This is a genomic window from Brevundimonas sp. UBA7534, from assembly GCF_002479325.1.
Lineage (GTDB): Bacteria > Pseudomonadota > Alphaproteobacteria > Caulobacterales > Caulobacteraceae > Brevundimonas.
This window is the reverse complement of the sequence record NZ_DLMO01000035.1, coordinates 42,491-58,309: the sequence shown is the minus strand read 5'-3', so window position 1 is coordinate 58,309 and position 15,819 is coordinate 42,491. Positions and strand designations below refer to the sequence as shown.

The window sequence follows — 15,819 nt, the reverse complement described above, 5'->3', positions numbered from 1 at the left end:
CCTGGGTTCCGGGTTTGTCCTGCGGACGCCCCGGAATGACGATCACTAAGCGGCCTGTTGCGCCGGGGTGGCTTCGACAACGGCCAGGACCAGGCGGATGGCGTTCAGCAGGGCGTCGGGCTGGATCGGCTTCTGCGCCACCCCGTTCATGCCGGCGGCGACATAGTCGGCCTCGTCGCGTTCGTCGGCGTTGGCGGTCAGGGCCAGGATCGGCAGGCGCGCCTCGGGCCCCGGCAGGGCGCGGATGGCGCGGGCGGCCGCGACGCCGTCCATCACCGGCATCTTGATGTCCATCAGCACCAGGTCGAAGGCGCGGGCCTGGACGGCGGCCAGCGCCTCGGCCCCGTTCTCGGCCATTTCGGCCGAACAGCCGAACATCTCCAGCAGCTTGCCGGCCACGAAGCGGTTGGCCGCATTGTCGTCGACGACGAGGACATGCAGCGTCTCGTGCGGCGTGGGCTCGGCCGCCGGCGTCGCGGCCGGGGCGGCGGCGGCGGCGCAGGCCGCCAGCGGCAGCCTCACCTGGAACCGCGCCCCGCCCTGAGGCGAGGTGCACAGACGGATCGTCCCGCCCATCCGTTCGGCGATCTGGCGGCAGATGGCCAGGCCCAGCCCGGCGCCGGCGCCCTCGCGGCCGGCCTTGCCGGTGTTGAACGGCTCGAAGATCGTCGCCGCGGCGGCGGCCGGCACGCCGGGGCCGCTGTCGTCCACCGTCAGTTCGACCGCCGGACCCTCGGCGTCGGGGCGACGCCGGATCGCGGCCACGACCTCGCCTTCGCGGGTGAACTTCAGGGCGTTGCCGATCAGATTGTTCAGGAGTTGCTTTAGCCGCATTCCGTCGGCCAGGACCCAGCCCGCGTCCGGCAGGTCCGTCTCGATCCGCAGCGCCAGGCTCTTTTCCTCGGCGCGGGCGCGCCACAGGGCGTCGATGTCGCGGGCCAGCACCATCAGGTCCAGCGGCTCCTCCTCAAGCGTCAGCATCCCCGCCGAGGCGCGCGACATATCCAGCGCGTCGGTCAGCAGCCGCAGCAGGCTCTGGCCGGAATCGATGACGGTGCGGACGTAGGGGCGCAGTTCCTCCTGCTCCAGCTTCTTCTCCATCAGGGCGGCGACGCCCAGCACCCCGTTCAGCGGCGTACGGATCTCGTGGCTCATCACCGCCAGGAACTCCGACTTGGCGCGGCTGGAGGCGACGGCCTCGGCCTCGGCCAGGGCCAGGTCCCGGGCCAGGGCGCTCATGGCCTCGGCGCGCTGGCGGTGGACGGCCGCCCCGGCCTGAACGATCTGCAGCGCCGTGCCCACGCCGACGTAGCGGCCCCGCGACACCACGATGAAGCCGCTGAGCAGCGCGCCCAGTTCCGCCGCCCCATAGGCCTCGAAGAAGGATTCGGCGCTGGTGGCGGCCTCCGCGATCGGCGGGTCGCGGTCCATCAGGCTCTCGACGGGCTTGCGCGCATAGAGGGCGCGGCCGAACTCGGCGGCCATCCTCAGGGTGAAGGCGTTTCGCTCGATCAGGCCGACCGGGCGCCCGTCGCCGTCCACAACGGCCAGCGCCAGGGTGTTGGGCTCGGCCTGGAATCGCTCGAAGACCTCGGCCCCGGGCGTGCCCAGGTCCAGAGGCGGGATCATGTCGACGAAATCACCGATCAGCGGCATCCGGGCCCTCCCTGTTCGAAGGGCCGTCTAGCCGTTGAAATTTAACGCCGGCTTTGCCGTTCGTGAACCTTTCGCGGCGGGTTTTCGACAGATCGTCAGGCAGCGGACGAAATCCCGAAGCGATTTCCTTCTCCGGCTCCGCGGCCTTAGGGTCGTTCGCATGAAGTCCCTCCCCCTTTCCCTCCTGGCCGCTGTCGCGCTCGCCCTGCCCGCGGCGGCCCAGGACCGGCGCCTGGCCGTCACCTTCGACGACCTGCCCTATCAGACCGACGCGGCGGCCCTGTGCGATCCCGCGGCCCTGACCGCAATGACGAAGGCCTTCGTGGCGATGCTGGCGCCGCTCGACACCCACGCCGTCGCCTTCGTCAACGAGGGCAAGGTCTGCGTTGCGGTGCGCGCCGAGACCCTGCCGAAGCTGCTGGATCTGTGGCTGGCCGCGGGTCTGGACCTGGGAAACCACACCGCCCATCACATCGACATCCACCAGACGACCGCCGAGGCCTATCTGGCCGACGTCGACGCCGGCGCCCCGATCACGCGCGCGGCGCTCCGGGCGCGCGGCCGCCGTCTGCACTGGTTCCGCCATCCCTATCTCTTCACCGGCGAGACCCCGGCCAAGCACGACGCCATCGCCGCGGGCCTGGCCGCGCGCGGCTACGACATCGCGCCGGTGACGATCGACAACAACGACTGGATGTTCGCCGACGTCTATCGCAAGGCCGAAACGCTGGGCGACGCCGATCTGATGCGTCGGGTCGGACAGGCCTATGTCGCCCACATGGCGACGGTGCTGGACCATTTCGAACCCTACAGCGCCGAAATCACCGGCGGGCGCGAGCCGGCGCAGGTCCTGCTGCTGCACGCCAACAGCCTGAACCGGGACTGGTATCCGCAGGTGCACGCCCTGTTCCTGGCGCGCGGCTACCGCTTCGAGCCGCTGGAGACGGTCCTGCAGGACCCGATCTACGACCACGCCGACGCCTATGTCCGCGCCAAAGGCGTTTCCTGGCTGCATCGCTGGCGCGCCACCGATGGCGAGACGATCCGTTGGGAACCCGCGCCCCCCGGCTGGATCAAGGCGGCCTATGCGGCGCCGGCCGCCGACCTGCCCGCCCTCGCCGCCGGCCCCGAAACCTGACCTTTCAAGGGTGACGAACGCGCACGCGCCCGCTAAGGCGTGGCGCCAATGACCGATCTCGCCCAACTCGAACTCGACCTGATCAACGCCATCGGCTCGGCCCGGAGCGTCGCCGCCGTGGAGGAGGTGCGCGTCGCCGCCCTCGGCAAGTCCGGCTCCGTCTCCGGCCTGCTGAAAGGCATGGGCGCGCTCAGCCCCGAAGCGCGGCGCGAGCAGGGCCCGCTCATCAACGGCCTGCGCGACCGCGTCTCGGCCGCCATCGCCTCGCGCAAGGCCGAGCTGGAGGCCGCCGAACTGGACGCCCGCCTGCTGGCCGAGCGGATCGACCTGACCCTGCCGTCGCGCCCGCGTCGCAAGGGCGGGGTCCACCCGACCATGCAGGTGATGGACGAGATGGTCGCCATCTTCGCCGAGATGGGCTTCGCCGTCGCCGAAGGCCCGGACATCGAGGACGACTTCCACAACTTCACCGCCCTGAACTTCCCGCCCAAGCATCCGGCGCGGGAGATGCACGACACCTTCTTCTTGAAGCCGGATCCCGAGACGGGCGAGCGCAAGGTGCTGCGCACCCACACCAGCCCGGTGCAGGTCCGCACCATGATGAGCCAGCAGCCGCCGATCCGCATCATCGCGCCGGGCCGCACCTTCCGTAAGGATTCGGACGCCACCCACACGCCGATGTTCCACCAGATCGAAGGCCTGGTGATCGACCGCGACGTCCACATGGGCCACCTGAAGACGACGCTGGAAACCTTCATCGGCCGCTTCTTCGAACTGGACGAGGTCCAGGCGCGCTTCCGGCCGCACCACTTCCCCTTCACCGAGCCGTCGGCCGAGATGGACATCCGCTGCGACCGGTCCGGCGGCCAGCTGGTGTTCAACACCGGCGACGACTGGCTGGAGATCCTGGGCTGCGGCATGGTCCATCCGAACGTGCTGACCGCCTGCGGCCTGGACCCGAACGAATGGCAGGGCTTCGCCTTCGGCATGGGCGTCGACCGCCTGGCCATGCTGAAGTACGGCATCCCCGACCTGCGCCCCATGTTCGACGCCGACACCCGCTGGCTGGCGCACTACGGCTTTTCGGCCTTTGCGGCCCCCAATCCTGCTTCAGGTCTTAGCTGAGACTTTTCATGACCGAATTTCCGATGACTCACGTCCCCGCCGACTTGGCTGACCGTGAAGTCTATGAAGGCATGATCATCCCGCTCTACTTGCTGTACCGCCAGGCGGCGGCGAAGGGAAAGACCGCGATCATGGGCAAAACGTTCAGACACTGCCGGATTGACGGACCTTCTGTTCTGCTCGCTCTGGGCGGCAACGCCTTCGACGGCTGCCATTTCGGCGACACCGGCGGAGATGTCGCCAGTCTGTTGTTGCAGCCGCTTAGCCAGCGAACCGTTACGGGCGCCATTCCCGTGGGGAACTGCCGTTTCGAATCCTGCAACTTCTTCGCCATAGGCTTCACCGGCGCCGATCAGTTCCTTCAAGACATACGAGCCGCCGTGACGGCCGGAGCCGAATGATGACGGCTTCGCCTCTCCCCGCCCTTACCCTCATCGGCCCGGGCCCCGTCTATGAAGATGTCTCGATCTGGTTGCCGCAGTTGTTCGCGGAACATGCCAGGACCGGGTCTTCGATCATCGAAGGCAAGACGTTCGTTCGGTGCCGTTTCGAAGGCCCCGCAGTGCTTCTGCCTGTTTCGGGATGCAGTTTCTCCGGGTGCAACATGGGTGAGGCGGGGGGTGATACACGCAATCTTCTGCTCTCGCCGATCGGTCCGCAGAAGGTCGTGGGCGTGATGCCGTTCAAGGACTGCGTCTTCCGCGACAGCGCCTTCTTCATGGTCGGGTTTACGGGGACGCCCGATTTTCTGGCTCAGTTTCAAGCCACGGTCGGAGGGCCGGCCGCATGAAGTTCACCCTTTCCTGGCTCAAGGACCACCTCGAGACCGAGGCGGACGTTCATCAGGTCGCCGAAGCCATGACCATGGCCGGGCTGGAGGTCGAGGAGGTTCTGGACCCCGCCGCCAAGCTGGCGCCCTTCACCGTGGCCAGGATCGTCTCGGCCGAGCGTCATCCCAACGCCGACCGGCTGCAGGTCTGCCAGGTCGACACCGTCGACGGCATGAAGGAGATCGTCTGCGGCGCGCCGAACGCACGCGCGGGCCTGACCACCATCTACGCCCCGATCGGCGCCTATGTGCCCGGCCTGGGCGTGACCCTGGTCGAAAAGCCGGTGCGCGGCGTGGTGTCGAACGGCATGCTGTGCTCGGCCGCCGAGCTGGAGCTGGCCGACGACAGCGACGGCATCCAGGAGCTGCCGCCCGAGATTCCGGTCGGAACCCCGGTCGCCGGCCTGTTCGGCGCCGAACCGGTCATCGACTTCGAGGTCACCCCGAACCGCCCCGACTGGCTGGGCGTGACCGGCATCGCCCGCGACCTGGCCGCCGCCGGCGTCGGCAAGCTCAAGCATTTCGACATCGCCGTGGTGCGCGGCGCCTTCCCCTCGCCCGTCTCGGTGCGGATCGAGGCGCCCGAGATGTGCCCGGTCTTCGCCGGCCGCGTGATCCGGGGCGTCAGCAACGGCCCGTCGCCGGCCTGGCTGCAGAAGCGCCTGACCGCCATCGGCCTGCGCCCCATCAACCGGCTGGTCGACGTCACCAATCTGATCGCCTACGACCGCGCGCGCCCGCTGCACGTCTATGACCTGGCCAAGCTGTCAGGCGCCGAGATCGTGGTCCGCGCCGGTCAGGTCTCGGCCCAGACCGGCGAGGCCGAACATCTGATCGCCCTGGACGGCAAGACCTACGCGGTCCAGCCCGCCGACTGCGTCATCGCCGACGCGGCGGGCGAGCGCCCCATCGGCCTGGGCGGCGTCATGGGCGGCGAGTCCACCGGCTGCGACGACGACACCACGGACGTCTTCCTGGAAAGCGCCTGGTTCGAGCCGCTGGTCATCGCCCAGACCGGCCGTGTCCACGCCCTCCACTCCGACGCCCAGTACCGGTTCGCGCGCGGCGTCGATCCGGCCTCGGTCACGCCGGGGCTGGAGCTGGCGACCCGCCTGATCCTGGACCTGTGCGGCGGCGAGCCGTCCGAGATCGTCTATGTCGGCGAGCCGCCCGCCAATCCGGCGCCGATCGCCTTCGATCCGGCCCATGTGAAGCGGCTGACCGGCATGGACCTGGCCGACGACCGCATCGGGACCATCCTGGGCCAGCTGGGGTTCTTGGTCACCCAAGGCGGGCCGGACCAGAAGGAGCCCTGGATCGTCACCCCCCCGTCCTTCCGCCGCGACGTGGACGGCCCCGCCGACCTGGTGGAAGAGGTCGCCCGCATCGAGGGCTTCGACCGCCTGCCCGATACGGCCCTGCCCGCCGTCGCCCGCCCCGCCGGCGGGGTGCTGAATGCGCGCCAGGCCCGCGTGCGAACCGCGCGCCGGGCCCTGGCGGCCCTGGGCTACGCCGAGGCGGTCACCTGGTCCTTCACCAAGCAATCGACCGCGGCCCTGTTCGGCGGCGGGGATGAGAGGCTGGTGCTGGAGAACCCCATCGCGGCCGACCTGGACTGCATGCGGCCCTCGGCCCTGCCGAACCTGATCCAGGCGGCGGCGAGGAACGCCGCGCGCGGCTTCGCCGACGCCGCCCTGTTCGAGATCGGCCCCATCTATCTGGGCGACGGGCCCAAGGACCAGCGCACCGTCATCGCCGCCCTGGTCGCGCCCCACGCCGCGCGCCATTGGGCCGGGGCGGGCGAGGACCCGCTGTTCGCGCTGAAGGGCGACCTGACCACCCTGCTGGAAGAGATCGGCGCGCCGGTCGCCTCGCTGCAGCTGGCGCAGGGGTCGAACCGCGACTGGTGGCGCCCCGGCCGTTCGGCCCGCCTGCAGCTGGGGCCGAAGAACGTCATCGTCGAGTTCGGCGAACTGCATCCGCGCGTGCTGAAGGCGCTGGACGCCGACGGCCCCATGCTGGCCTTCGAGATCGTGCTGGACAACGTGCCGGAACCCCGCGGCAAGGGATCCAAGGCGCGCGGCCCGGCCGACCTGGCGACCCTGATGCCGCTGACCCGCGACTTCGCCTTCGTGGTCGAGGACTTGAAGCCGGTGGGCGACCTGGTCCGCGCGGCCGCCGGCGCCGACAAGGCCCTGATCGCCGAGGTGCGCGTCTTCGACGTCTATCGCGGCAAGGGCGTGGACGACGGCTTCAAGTCCGTCGCCCTGGAAGTCGTCCTCCAGCCCCGCCAGGCCACCCTGACCGACGCCGAGATCGAGGCCCTGACCGCCAAGGTCGTCGCGGCGGTCGAGAAACAGGGCGGACGGCTGCGAGCGTGAGGCTAACCGCCTTCTGCTGGAGACAGACACGGCACGTCGTCAGCCGTCCAGTCGATGTCGTAGGTGGCGGGAACGGGCTCCCCGTCGCCAACAGCCGCCCTTCGTCTTGAGGGATTGAACGATATCCGGCCCATGCTGTTGTCGAACGCAGCAATCCGTTCGTTGTCACGCCGCGCGGTGCTTGCGTCGATTTCCGGCTGGTCAACCCGCGACCCACTGACCATGCGTATGGAGCCATCGCGCAGCGCCCATGCGCGGTAGTAACTCCGCCCGAACAATCGCGTACTGAAGCTCGAATTCGACGACCACTGATTCGCCTGGGTTGAGCTTGGCAGTCGTACGGTCGTGACGTGGCAGGTGTATTTCGGCTCGGTGTAGAAAGGCGCAGTCTGGTCCTGATCCGCCGCCCGGACGCGTCGCTGGGGCGGATTGAATCCGCCGCCTGGAAGCGTCAGCGACTTCGCTCCACGGCCGCCCTCATCCCAGTCGATCATCCTGGTGCCCTTGATCGTCAGTATGCTGGCGCCTGCGTCTTGATCATAGCGCCACTGAACATCGTCTATGGTCTGCCAGAAATCGCCGATGGCTCGCTGACGAAAAACATCCAACAACTGTCCGGCCGATACGGCGGAGAATTGCACCTGCTTCTGCAGGCCCTCGACACCACGAACAATTTCGGTCGATATGACCCGCGCCGGCTCGTCAAAGCCAGCGCGCGCGTCGATCTCATACAAGTTTATTTCGTCAGGCGTGGTCGCGGGTCGCCATGCGATTTCCTGGAGGTCGCTGCCTCGCTCGGTGAGCGGCAGAACCCATTTCACGGGGAACACCGGGCGGGCGCTCGGCCCCGCCACCGGCGGGAGCGTGCCGTCGAGCCAATAGTCGGTCCCTTCGATGTGGGCGCGAACAAGCACATGATCGAAATATTGCGGGACCGGCAAACGCTGATCGAGGCCGTCATCCGCGCCGCTTGCATTCACAAGCACAGCCTCCGCCTCGATTCCCAGCTCGCGAAGCAGCGCCAGCAGCAGCGTGGTCTTTCCCTTGCAGTCGCCATAGCGGCGCTGCCAGGTCTCATCGGCCGAGGCAGGTGTCAGATTTTGGCCATCGAGGCCCACATAGATGTATCGCACGTCCTGCTGAACCAGCTTCAATGCGGCGCTCGCGCGATCGAAAGGCGTCGTTTGCGCCGCAGCGATGCGGTCGGCCTCATGCTTGATCGCGGAATTGGCGCCAAGCGTTGCGGCTCTCTCGTAGAGGGGCGCGAAATGCCGCGAAATGGTCGCCCAGTCGGCGAAGTCAGTATACTCCACGACGCGTTGCCACTGGTAGCGCGCCGGCGCGTCCTTCGGCGGCGAAAGGCCAGCCGGATTGTCGAAGCGAAAATCGATTGCGCGCTCCCCCGCCGTCATCGCCGCGGCCATGTCTTCGGTCATCTTTAAGTCGGGCTTCTGGCCCTGATCCCAACTCAATCCCAGGCGGTACCGGCCGGGCGACGGGCTTGGGGTGAGGACCAGAAGGCCGGATTGGTTCTCGCCTAGTGTCAGGTCGTTCGCGAAAGTGGTTAGACTCACCTCTAGTTCGTCGCCCACCCGCAGGTCGGGGATGCGAAGGATCGCCGTCAGCGTTCCATCGAGGACCGCCATTTCCAGCCGGTCTTCGCGACGGAGCACTTCAAAGGATGAGTCTTTGAGAACATCGATGACTTGGTCATCGCGAAACAGCTTGATTTCATGAACGATGGGCGCATCGGAGCTTGGGTTCCAGACAATCGATATATTGCCAAACTGCAGAGCGCTCGATTGCAGAATTTTGATGCGATAGCCGAGGTACCGCGCCAGCCCCTTGTCGCTGAGGTGAATTTCCACATCTTGGCGACGGACGAACAGCGGGCCGCTGACGTTTTCTGGAGTGGACATCGGCGTCGAGGGCGTAATCCACGGGGGAGCGGGACCTAGAAGGACTTGTGAGGACTGCGCGTATGCAGAACTCGCGACAAAAATAGACGCCAGAATCGTTGCCGAGACACGCACCGCCTTACCCCTTCCGCTTCGCGCCATTGTGGCGGGAGCGCTCCGGCTTGCAAGGCGTGATTGCCTCAGTTGCAAGGAAAAGGCGATTACGGCGACGCGCCGATCGCTCGCGACGCGCGCCTTCCCGTCGAAGGTCCAATGATCGGTGTCGGTTGGCGGCCGGGCGTCGGCGCCCTAAACAAAGATGCAGACCTGCGCGGGTCGAATGCAAAATCCCAAAGGCGTCCATCGACTTCGCCCCCGTAAGGTCCGGTTAACCTTGAAGCCGCAAGGCTGCCGCAAAGGTCGGGGACGGTGCAGCGAAGACCGGCGCGCCAGCCGGCCGTCCCCTCGCCGCCTCTCGGAGCGTCCTCCATGCATCGCCGCCAACTGATCCTTTCCGGCCTCGCGACCGCCGCCGGGGCCTCGTCTCTGGCGGCCTGCGCCTCGGTGCCGGCGCGCGATCCCAACTATCCGATCCGTTCGGATCAGAACGCCCAGGCCTACACCTTCGACGAACTGGTCGCGGCCGGTTCGCGCGAGCTGGGCATCGCCGCCGAGGTCGTGGGCGGCGCCATCGAGCGCGTCTTCGCCGACCAGGGCGACCGTCCGACCGCCTATATCGCGGGCGAGGAAGGCTCCGGCGCCGTCGTGGTCGGCGCCCGCTACGGCCGCGGCGCGCTGCACATGAAGGATCTCAGCGCCTCGCAGGAGGTGTTCTGGCAGGGCGCCTCGATCGGCTGGGACTGGGGCGGCAACGCCAGCCGCGTCTTCACCCTGGTCTATGGCCTGTACCACCCCGACATGATCTATCGCCGCTATCCGGGGGTCGAGGGGTCGGCCTATCTGGTCGCCGGCCTGGGCGTGAACTACCAGCAGGCGGACGGCATCGTCCTGGCCCCCATCCGCACCGGCGTCGGCCTGCGCCTGGGCGCCAACGTCGGCACCATGAGCTACAGCCGCCAGCGGAATCTGCTGCCCTTTTAAGCGCGCTATGCTCGCGACGCGGTCGCTCGCGGCTTGAGCGCGGGGTCGTTTTCGGCGCTATGCTCGCGACGCGGTCGCTCGCGGCTTGAGCGCGGGAGGGCGGCCGGGGTGCGACGTCACCCCGCCAGGCGCAGCGGCGGCGGGGCGTCCAGGATGACCGACAGCCCTTCGCGATAGGTCGGATAGGCCGGCCTCCAGCCCAGCTCGGCCTTGGCCAGGGCGTTGGAGACGCGCTTGGAGTCCAGATAGAAGCGCCGCATCGCGTCGCTGACCGTCGGGTCGTCCAGGTCGACCTCGGGCGGGCGCGGCAAGCCCATCCGCCCCGCCGCCCATTCCATCACCTCGTGCGCCGGCGACGGCGCGTCGTCGACCAGGTTGTAGGCGGCGCCGGGACGCGGCCGGCCCATCGAGGCGAACAGGCCCGACACCACGTCGTCCACATGGATGCGGTTGAAGATCTGGCCGGGCTTCCTGACCAGGCGCGCCGAGCCGTCGCGCAGCCGCTCCACCACATTGCGGCCCGGCCCGTAGAAGCCCGGCAGACGAAAGATCTGCAGCGTCAGGCCCATGCCCTGCGCCCCGTCCAGCCAGTCGCGTTCGACCCGCACGCGCCGCGCGCCCTCCAGGCTGGCGGCGTTCAGCGGCCCGTCCTCGAACACCCAGCCGCCGGCCCGGTCGCCATAGACCGAGGTGGAGGAGACATAGCCGATCCAGTCGGGCCAGGCGTCGCCCGCCAGCGGCCCCAACGCACGCAGGCCGGGGCATCCGTGCGCGTCCGGCGCGGCCGTCACCAGAACCGCCGTGGCCGCTTCCAGCGCGGTCTTCAACGCCCCGGCGTCGGCCGGGTCGATCGCCGCGATCCCCTCGCCCTCCAGCGCCCGGCGCCGCTCGGGATCGCGCGAAGTGGCCACGGCCCGGCCCCCGCGCCGCAGCGCCTCGCGCGCCGCGGCCCGGCCCAGATAGCCGCCGCCGAAGACCAGCAGGGAGGGGACGGATGCGGCGTCGGGCATGGACAACTCGGACTTCGGATCAGGCGGACAGGGCGCGGGCGGATTGCGTCGGTTGCGGCCGCGCGTCCTGTTTCAGCGCCTCGGCCCGGCCGCAGTTCCAGGCCGACACGCACGGGATGCGGCTCATGTCGGCGCGCTCGGCGTAGCGGCGGGCGATCTCGGTCACGTCCTGCATCAGCCCCTCGGCCAGGGTGATCGGCTTCAGGCCCAGCGCGCGGAACTGGTCGTTGGCGACCACCAGTTCGTTCTCGTCGGCCTCCTGGCGCGGATTGGGCACGTTGTGGATCACGGCGCCGGTCATGTCGGCGACCATTCGGGCCAGGTCGCGCACCCGCCGGCTCTCGGTCATCTGGTTCAGGATCTTGACCCGGTCGCCGCGCTTCGGCGGGTTCTTCAGCGCCAGTTCGACGCAGCGCACCGTGTCCTGGATATGGATGAAGGCCCGCGTCTGCCCGCCCGACCCGTGCACCGTCAGCGGATAGCCGACCGCCGCCTGCATCAGGAACCGGTTCAGCACCGTGCCGTAGTCGCCGTCATAGTCGAAGCGGTTGATCAGCCGCTCGTCCTGACGCGTCTCCTCGGTCTGGGCGCCCCAGACGATGCCCTGGTGCAGGTCGGTGATGCGCAGGCTGTCGTTGCGGGCGTAGAACTGGAACAGCAGGGCGTCCTGCGTCTTGGTCATGTGATAGATGCTGCCGGGGTTCGGCGGGAACAGGATTTCCTGCTCGGCCGGGCCGTTGTCGGTGTCGACCGTGACCTTCAGATAGCCCTCGGGAATGCGCAGGCCGGCGGTGCCGTAGCCATAGACCCCCATCGTCCCCAGGTGCGCCAGGTGCACGTCCAGCCCGCTTTCGACGATGGCGGCCAGCAGATGGTTGGTGGCGTTGATGTTGTTGTCGACGGTGTACAGCTTGTGCCGCGCCGACTTCATCGAATAGGGGGCCGCGCGCTGCTCGGCGAAATGCACCACGCTGTCGGGCGCCAGGTCGCGGATCAGGGCGACCAGCCGGTCGAACTCCTTGCCCACGGTCATGTTGACGAAGCCGATGTCGCGGCCCGAGACCGCTTTCCAGGCCTTGATCCGCTCGCCCATGGTGCGGATCGGCGTCAGCGACTGGACTTCCAGCTCGTTGTCGATGTTGCGCCGGCTCAGATTGTCCACGATCGTCACGTCCCACCCGCGCGCCGACAGGTGCAACGCCGTGGGCCAGCCGCAAAAGCCGTCTCCGCCGAGAACCAGGACACGCATGGGGAAGCCTTTCAACCGGATCGCGCCCCTGCCTAACGCACCAGAGGCCGCACGGCAAAGCGCAGCGGTTGACGCAGCCGGGACGCGCTTGCGTCGAATACCCCTTGGAAAGCGCCGACGCACACGCTAAGTCATCGCTGTCTCCCACTCAAACGCAGCCTTGCGGGTCACGCGCCCGACTGTCCGCGTCTTGAGGCGATATGACGGTCGGCCCCGCAAAGGGCCGGCGCACCATCGGGCGACGACGGCATTCCGAACACATCGACAATCGGGGATCGGCCCCGAGCGAGACGGAACGACGAAACGGACGGAACCCGGCTCTCGACGACCCGGCCTTCCGCCCCTGCACACGGTAGCGCGAATGAGAGATTTCAAGGGCATGAAGCGTCAGCGTGGACGCAACCGCAACAAGGCGGGGGCGAACAACGCGAACAACGCCAATCCCAACCGGTCCTGGGACTCGCAAGGGCCCGAGAACATCAAGGTCCGCGGCAACGCCCAGACCGTGTACGAGCGCTATCAGCAGCTGGCGCGCGACGCCGCCTCGTCCGGCGACCGCGTCCTGGCCGAGAACTACCAGCAGCACGCCGAACACTATTACCGCGTCCTGCGCGCGCTGCAGCCCCAGCGGTCCTTCTCCGACATCGCCGCGCGCGAACTGTCGAACCAGGGCTTCGACATCGACTTCGAGGATGAATCCGGCGCCCAGGCCGCCGCCTTCCTGGCCGCCCAGCAGGCCGCTGAGCGTCAGGCCCAGGAAGCGGCCGAACGCGCCGAGCAGCGCGACCAGAACCGCGACCGGGATCAGAACCGCGACCGCGACCAGAATCGTGACCAGAACCGCGAAGGCGGCGAGGACCGCGAACCCCGCGCCGAGGGCGAGGGCGGTCGGCGCGAAAGCCGCCGCGAGCGGTGGGAACGCCGCCGCGAGGAACGCAACCGCCGCTTCGAGACCGCGTCCGACGATCAGGCCGATGGGTCGACCGACGGCCGGGCCGACACGCGCGACGCCTCCGCTTCGGATCAGCCCGCCGCGACGCCCGCCGCCCCGGCCCAGGCGTCGGAATCGGATACCGCCGGCGACGCGCCGTCGCCCGCCCGCGAGGACGCGCCGGTCGAGCGTCCCCGCCGCGGTCGCCGTCCGGCCGCCGCCGCTTCGTCCGACGACGACGCGCCCGCCGCCCTGCCCGGCTTCCTGACCCGCGCGCCCGTATCGACCGGGGCCGCCGCCGAGGGCGAGCCCGCGCCCCGTCGTCGCGCGCCGCGCCGCAAGACCGAGGTCGCCGACAGCGACGGCTGAACGCAACCCAGACTGGCGTCTTCACCGAAACGCAATCCTTGCGCGCAATCCTGGATCGCCTGACGTCAGGCGCGAGGGAGGCTGTCGATGGTTGCGTTCTGGAGCCTGTCGCGAGGTCGCATCCGCTCGGGCCGCCGCGCCGCCCGAGGCGGGCCGAACCCGGCCGAAGCCGCCGCCCCGACGCAGACCCTGATCCAGACCCTGACCCAGGCCCTGGCCGCGACCGAACGCGATCGCGACCGTCTGGCGAACGAAGCGACGGCCCGCACGGCCTTCCTTCTGGCCCTGTTGCGGGACCTGCGGGGGCCGCTTCACACCCTGTCCGGCTTCGCCCAACTGCTCGAGATCAACGCCGGGTCCGACCCGCTCAGTCCGCGCCAGGCGCAGGCCGCGCGCGAGATGGTCCGCGCCGCCGCCGAACTGACCGGACGCATGGACGAGGCGGCCGCCTTCTCCGACGCCCATCGCCCGTCGCCCCCGGCCGCCCCCCGGCGCATCGACCTGCGGCTGGCCGCGCGCCTCGCCTGCGACGGCCTGCACAGCCGCGCCCTGGCCGCGGGGGTCGCGCTGGACTGCGGCCCGCCCACGGCCGGCCTGTGCGCCCAGGCCGATCCCCAGCGGGTCCAAGCCGCCCTGCGCGCCCTGATCGACGACGCCCTGCGCCACGCCGCCCCTGGCGACGCCGTGCGTCTGGATGTCGAACGGCGCGAGGACCGCATCGAATTGACGCGCACCACCCGGACCCCGCCTGGCCGCCCCCGGTCGCTGATCGACGCCGTCGACGCGGAGGGCCGGCTGCGCCCCGGCTTGGGCCTCGGCGCCGTCCAGCGTCTGGCGGAATCGATGGGCGGCGACCTGAAGCCGGTCCGCACCGTCCAGGGATCGGCCCTGCGGCTGAGCCTGCCGGCGGCCGACGCCGCCACGCCCCGCCCCCGAATCCGGCTGGCGCTCTACGCCGGATCGGAACCGGCCGAGATCGCCCTGCTGCGCCACGTCGCCGGTCGCATGGACTTCAGCCTGCAGGTCGCCGAGACGCCCGAGGCGGCCCTGTCTCTGGCCCAGGCGCTGCGGCCGGACGTGGTGCTGGTCGACGCCGCCCCCACGCCCGGCGCCGCCCGGCGGCTGCGGCGACGGATGGCCGATGATCCGGCGACGGTCTTCGTCCCGGTCGTCGCCCTGACCGAGGCCGGCGCGCCCGCCCGAGCGTCCGCCCCGCTGGCGGCGGCCGGCTTCGACGCCCTGCTGACCCGACCGCTCGACCTGGAAGCCCTGGCCGAGACCCTGGCCGCCTTGTCGTCCCGCGCCTCGCAGGCGGAGCGCGCCCTTGACGCGGAGGCCGCGCGCGAGGCCTAAGGAGGACTTCCGCCGCAAGGCCCGACGAACGGAGGCACCATGCGCCCCCCCGCCCGGCATCTCCCGATCCCGCTGCTGCTGGCGCTCGTCGCCGCGTGCGCCACTCCGCCGCCTCCCCCGCCGCCGCCGCCGCCGCCAGGCGTCAGCGGATCGTCCGGCGCGGTGCTCAGGGACTGGCGCGGGATCGTGACCACGGCGGATCGCGACCGCTATCAGCGCCGCGACGCCGCCTGGCGCCTGGCGCTGGAACAGGCGCGCCGCCAGCCCGGCTCGGGCGACCTGGCCGCCCTGGGCGAGCTGATCGACCCCGACGCCGCCCGGCCCGGCGTCCTCCCGCCCGCCGGCGACTATCGCTGCCGCACCGTCAAGCTGGGCTCGCAGGGCGGCGAGGACGGGCTGGGTTACGTCGTCTATGGCTGGTTCGCCTGCCGCATCGAGACCACCGCCCAGGGCCTGAAGTTCGTCAAACTGACCGGATCGCAACGCCCCTCGGGCCTGCTGTTCCCCGAGAACGACCGCGAGATGGTGATGCTGGGCTCAATGGCCCTGGCGCAGGAAGCCGCCGCCAACTCCTACGGCCGCAATCCCGAGCGCGACCTCGTGGCCGTGCTGGAACGGATCGGCGAGGCCCGCTGGCGTCTGGTCCTGCCCTGGCCGCGCAACGAGTCCAATCTCGACCTGATCGAACTGCGCCCGGCGACCTGAGCTGACGGGGCCGCGCGACATCGCCGTCGCCGGGGCGGGGCCGACCGGTCTGGCCCTGGCCCTGATGCTGGCCC

Annotated in this window: 13 protein-coding genes; 9 read left to right on the top strand and 4 right to left on the bottom strand. The window is 69.7% G+C overall.

The genetic code is table 11. The features are described 5' to 3' along the window. Positions 1-45 precede the first annotated feature (45 nt). Positions 46-1,656: an ATP-binding protein gene (locus B2U11_RS02580; RefSeq protein ID WP_292069738.1), complete on the bottom strand. Its 1,611-nt coding sequence runs from the start codon at positions 1,654-1,656 to the stop codon at positions 46-48. Between the two features lie 160 nt (positions 1,657-1,816). On the opposite strand from B2U11_RS02580, the gene B2U11_RS02575 reads away from it, so the two are divergent. The 5 genes from B2U11_RS02575 to pheT are packed head-to-tail and all read left to right on the top strand — an operon-like array spanning position 1,817 to position 7,129. After that, a complete protein-coding gene (locus tag B2U11_RS02575) occupies positions 1,817-2,794 on the top strand; it encodes a polysaccharide deacetylase family protein (RefSeq protein ID WP_292069736.1) in 978 nt (325 codons plus the stop codon). A 48-nt stretch (positions 2,795-2,842) separates the two neighbouring features. Next, entirely contained in the window at positions 2,843-3,919 is a 1,077-nt protein-coding gene (gene pheS / locus B2U11_RS02570; RefSeq protein ID WP_292069734.1) for a phenylalanine--tRNA ligase subunit alpha, read from the top strand. 8 nt (positions 3,920-3,927) lie between these two features. Beyond that, the gene (locus tag B2U11_RS02565) at positions 3,928-4,320 is read left to right on the top strand and encodes a hypothetical protein (RefSeq protein ID WP_292069732.1); all 393 of its coding nucleotides are present in this window, start codon (positions 3,928-3,930) and stop codon (positions 4,318-4,320) included. After that, positions 4,317-4,709 carry a hypothetical protein gene (locus B2U11_RS02560; protein ID WP_292069730.1) on the top strand — a complete coding sequence of 131 codons (393 nt, stop codon included), beginning with the start codon at positions 4,317-4,319 and terminating at the stop codon, positions 4,707-4,709. The genes B2U11_RS02565 and B2U11_RS02560 overlap by 4 nt, the downstream gene beginning before the upstream one ends. After that, on the top strand, positions 4,706-7,129 hold the full coding sequence (pheT, locus tag B2U11_RS02555; RefSeq protein ID WP_292069728.1) for a phenylalanine--tRNA ligase subunit beta: 2,424 nt from the start codon (positions 4,706-4,708) through the stop codon (positions 7,127-7,129). Before B2U11_RS02560 ends, pheT begins: the two co-directional genes overlap by 4 nt. Before the next feature lie 2 nt (positions 7,130-7,131). Here pheT and B2U11_RS02550 read toward each other — a convergent pair whose 3' ends face one another. Beyond that, positions 7,132-9,048: a DUF3857 domain-containing transglutaminase family protein gene (locus tag B2U11_RS02550; protein ID WP_292069726.1), complete on the bottom strand. Its 1,917-nt coding sequence runs from the start codon at positions 9,046-9,048 to the stop codon at positions 7,132-7,134. A gap of 468 nt (positions 9,049-9,516) precedes the next feature. On the opposite strand from B2U11_RS02550, the gene B2U11_RS02545 reads away from it, so the two are divergent. After that, a complete protein-coding gene (locus B2U11_RS02545; protein WP_292069724.1) occupies positions 9,517-10,128 on the top strand; it encodes a DUF1134 domain-containing protein in 612 nt (203 codons plus the stop codon). 116 nt (positions 10,129-10,244) lie between these two features. Here the strand turns inward: B2U11_RS02545 and B2U11_RS02540 are convergent, their stop codons facing one another. Beyond that, the gene (locus B2U11_RS02540) at positions 10,245-11,138 is read right to left on the bottom strand and encodes an SDR family NAD(P)-dependent oxidoreductase (protein ID WP_292069721.1); all 894 of its coding nucleotides are present in this window, start codon (positions 11,136-11,138) and stop codon (positions 10,245-10,247) included. A 19-nt stretch (positions 11,139-11,157) separates the two neighbouring features. Further along, positions 11,158-12,387, bottom strand: coding sequence for an NAD-dependent epimerase/dehydratase family protein (locus tag B2U11_RS02535; protein ID WP_292069718.1), 1,230 nt, complete (start codon positions 12,385-12,387; stop codon positions 11,158-11,160). A 361-nt stretch (positions 12,388-12,748) separates the two neighbouring features. Here B2U11_RS02535 and B2U11_RS02530 point away from each other — a divergent pair, with 361 nt between their 5' ends. The 3 genes from B2U11_RS02530 to B2U11_RS02520 all read left to right on the top strand — a co-directional run bounded on the left by B2U11_RS02530 (position 12,749) and on the right by B2U11_RS02520 (position 15,745). After that, complete coding sequence (locus tag B2U11_RS02530; RefSeq protein ID WP_292069715.1) at positions 12,749-13,687, top strand: DUF4167 domain-containing protein; 939 nt, start codon at positions 12,749-12,751, stop codon at positions 13,685-13,687. 87 nt (positions 13,688-13,774) lie between these two features. Further along, on the top strand, positions 13,775-15,040 hold the full coding sequence (locus B2U11_RS02525; protein ID WP_292069712.1) for an ATP-binding protein: 1,266 nt from the start codon (positions 13,775-13,777) through the stop codon (positions 15,038-15,040). A gap of 39 nt (positions 15,041-15,079) precedes the next feature. Beyond that, positions 15,080-15,745, top strand: a complete 666-nt coding sequence (locus B2U11_RS02520; RefSeq protein WP_292069709.1) for a DUF4893 domain-containing protein — start codon at positions 15,080-15,082, stop codon at positions 15,743-15,745. The last annotated feature ends 74 nt before the right edge of the window (positions 15,746-15,819 follow it).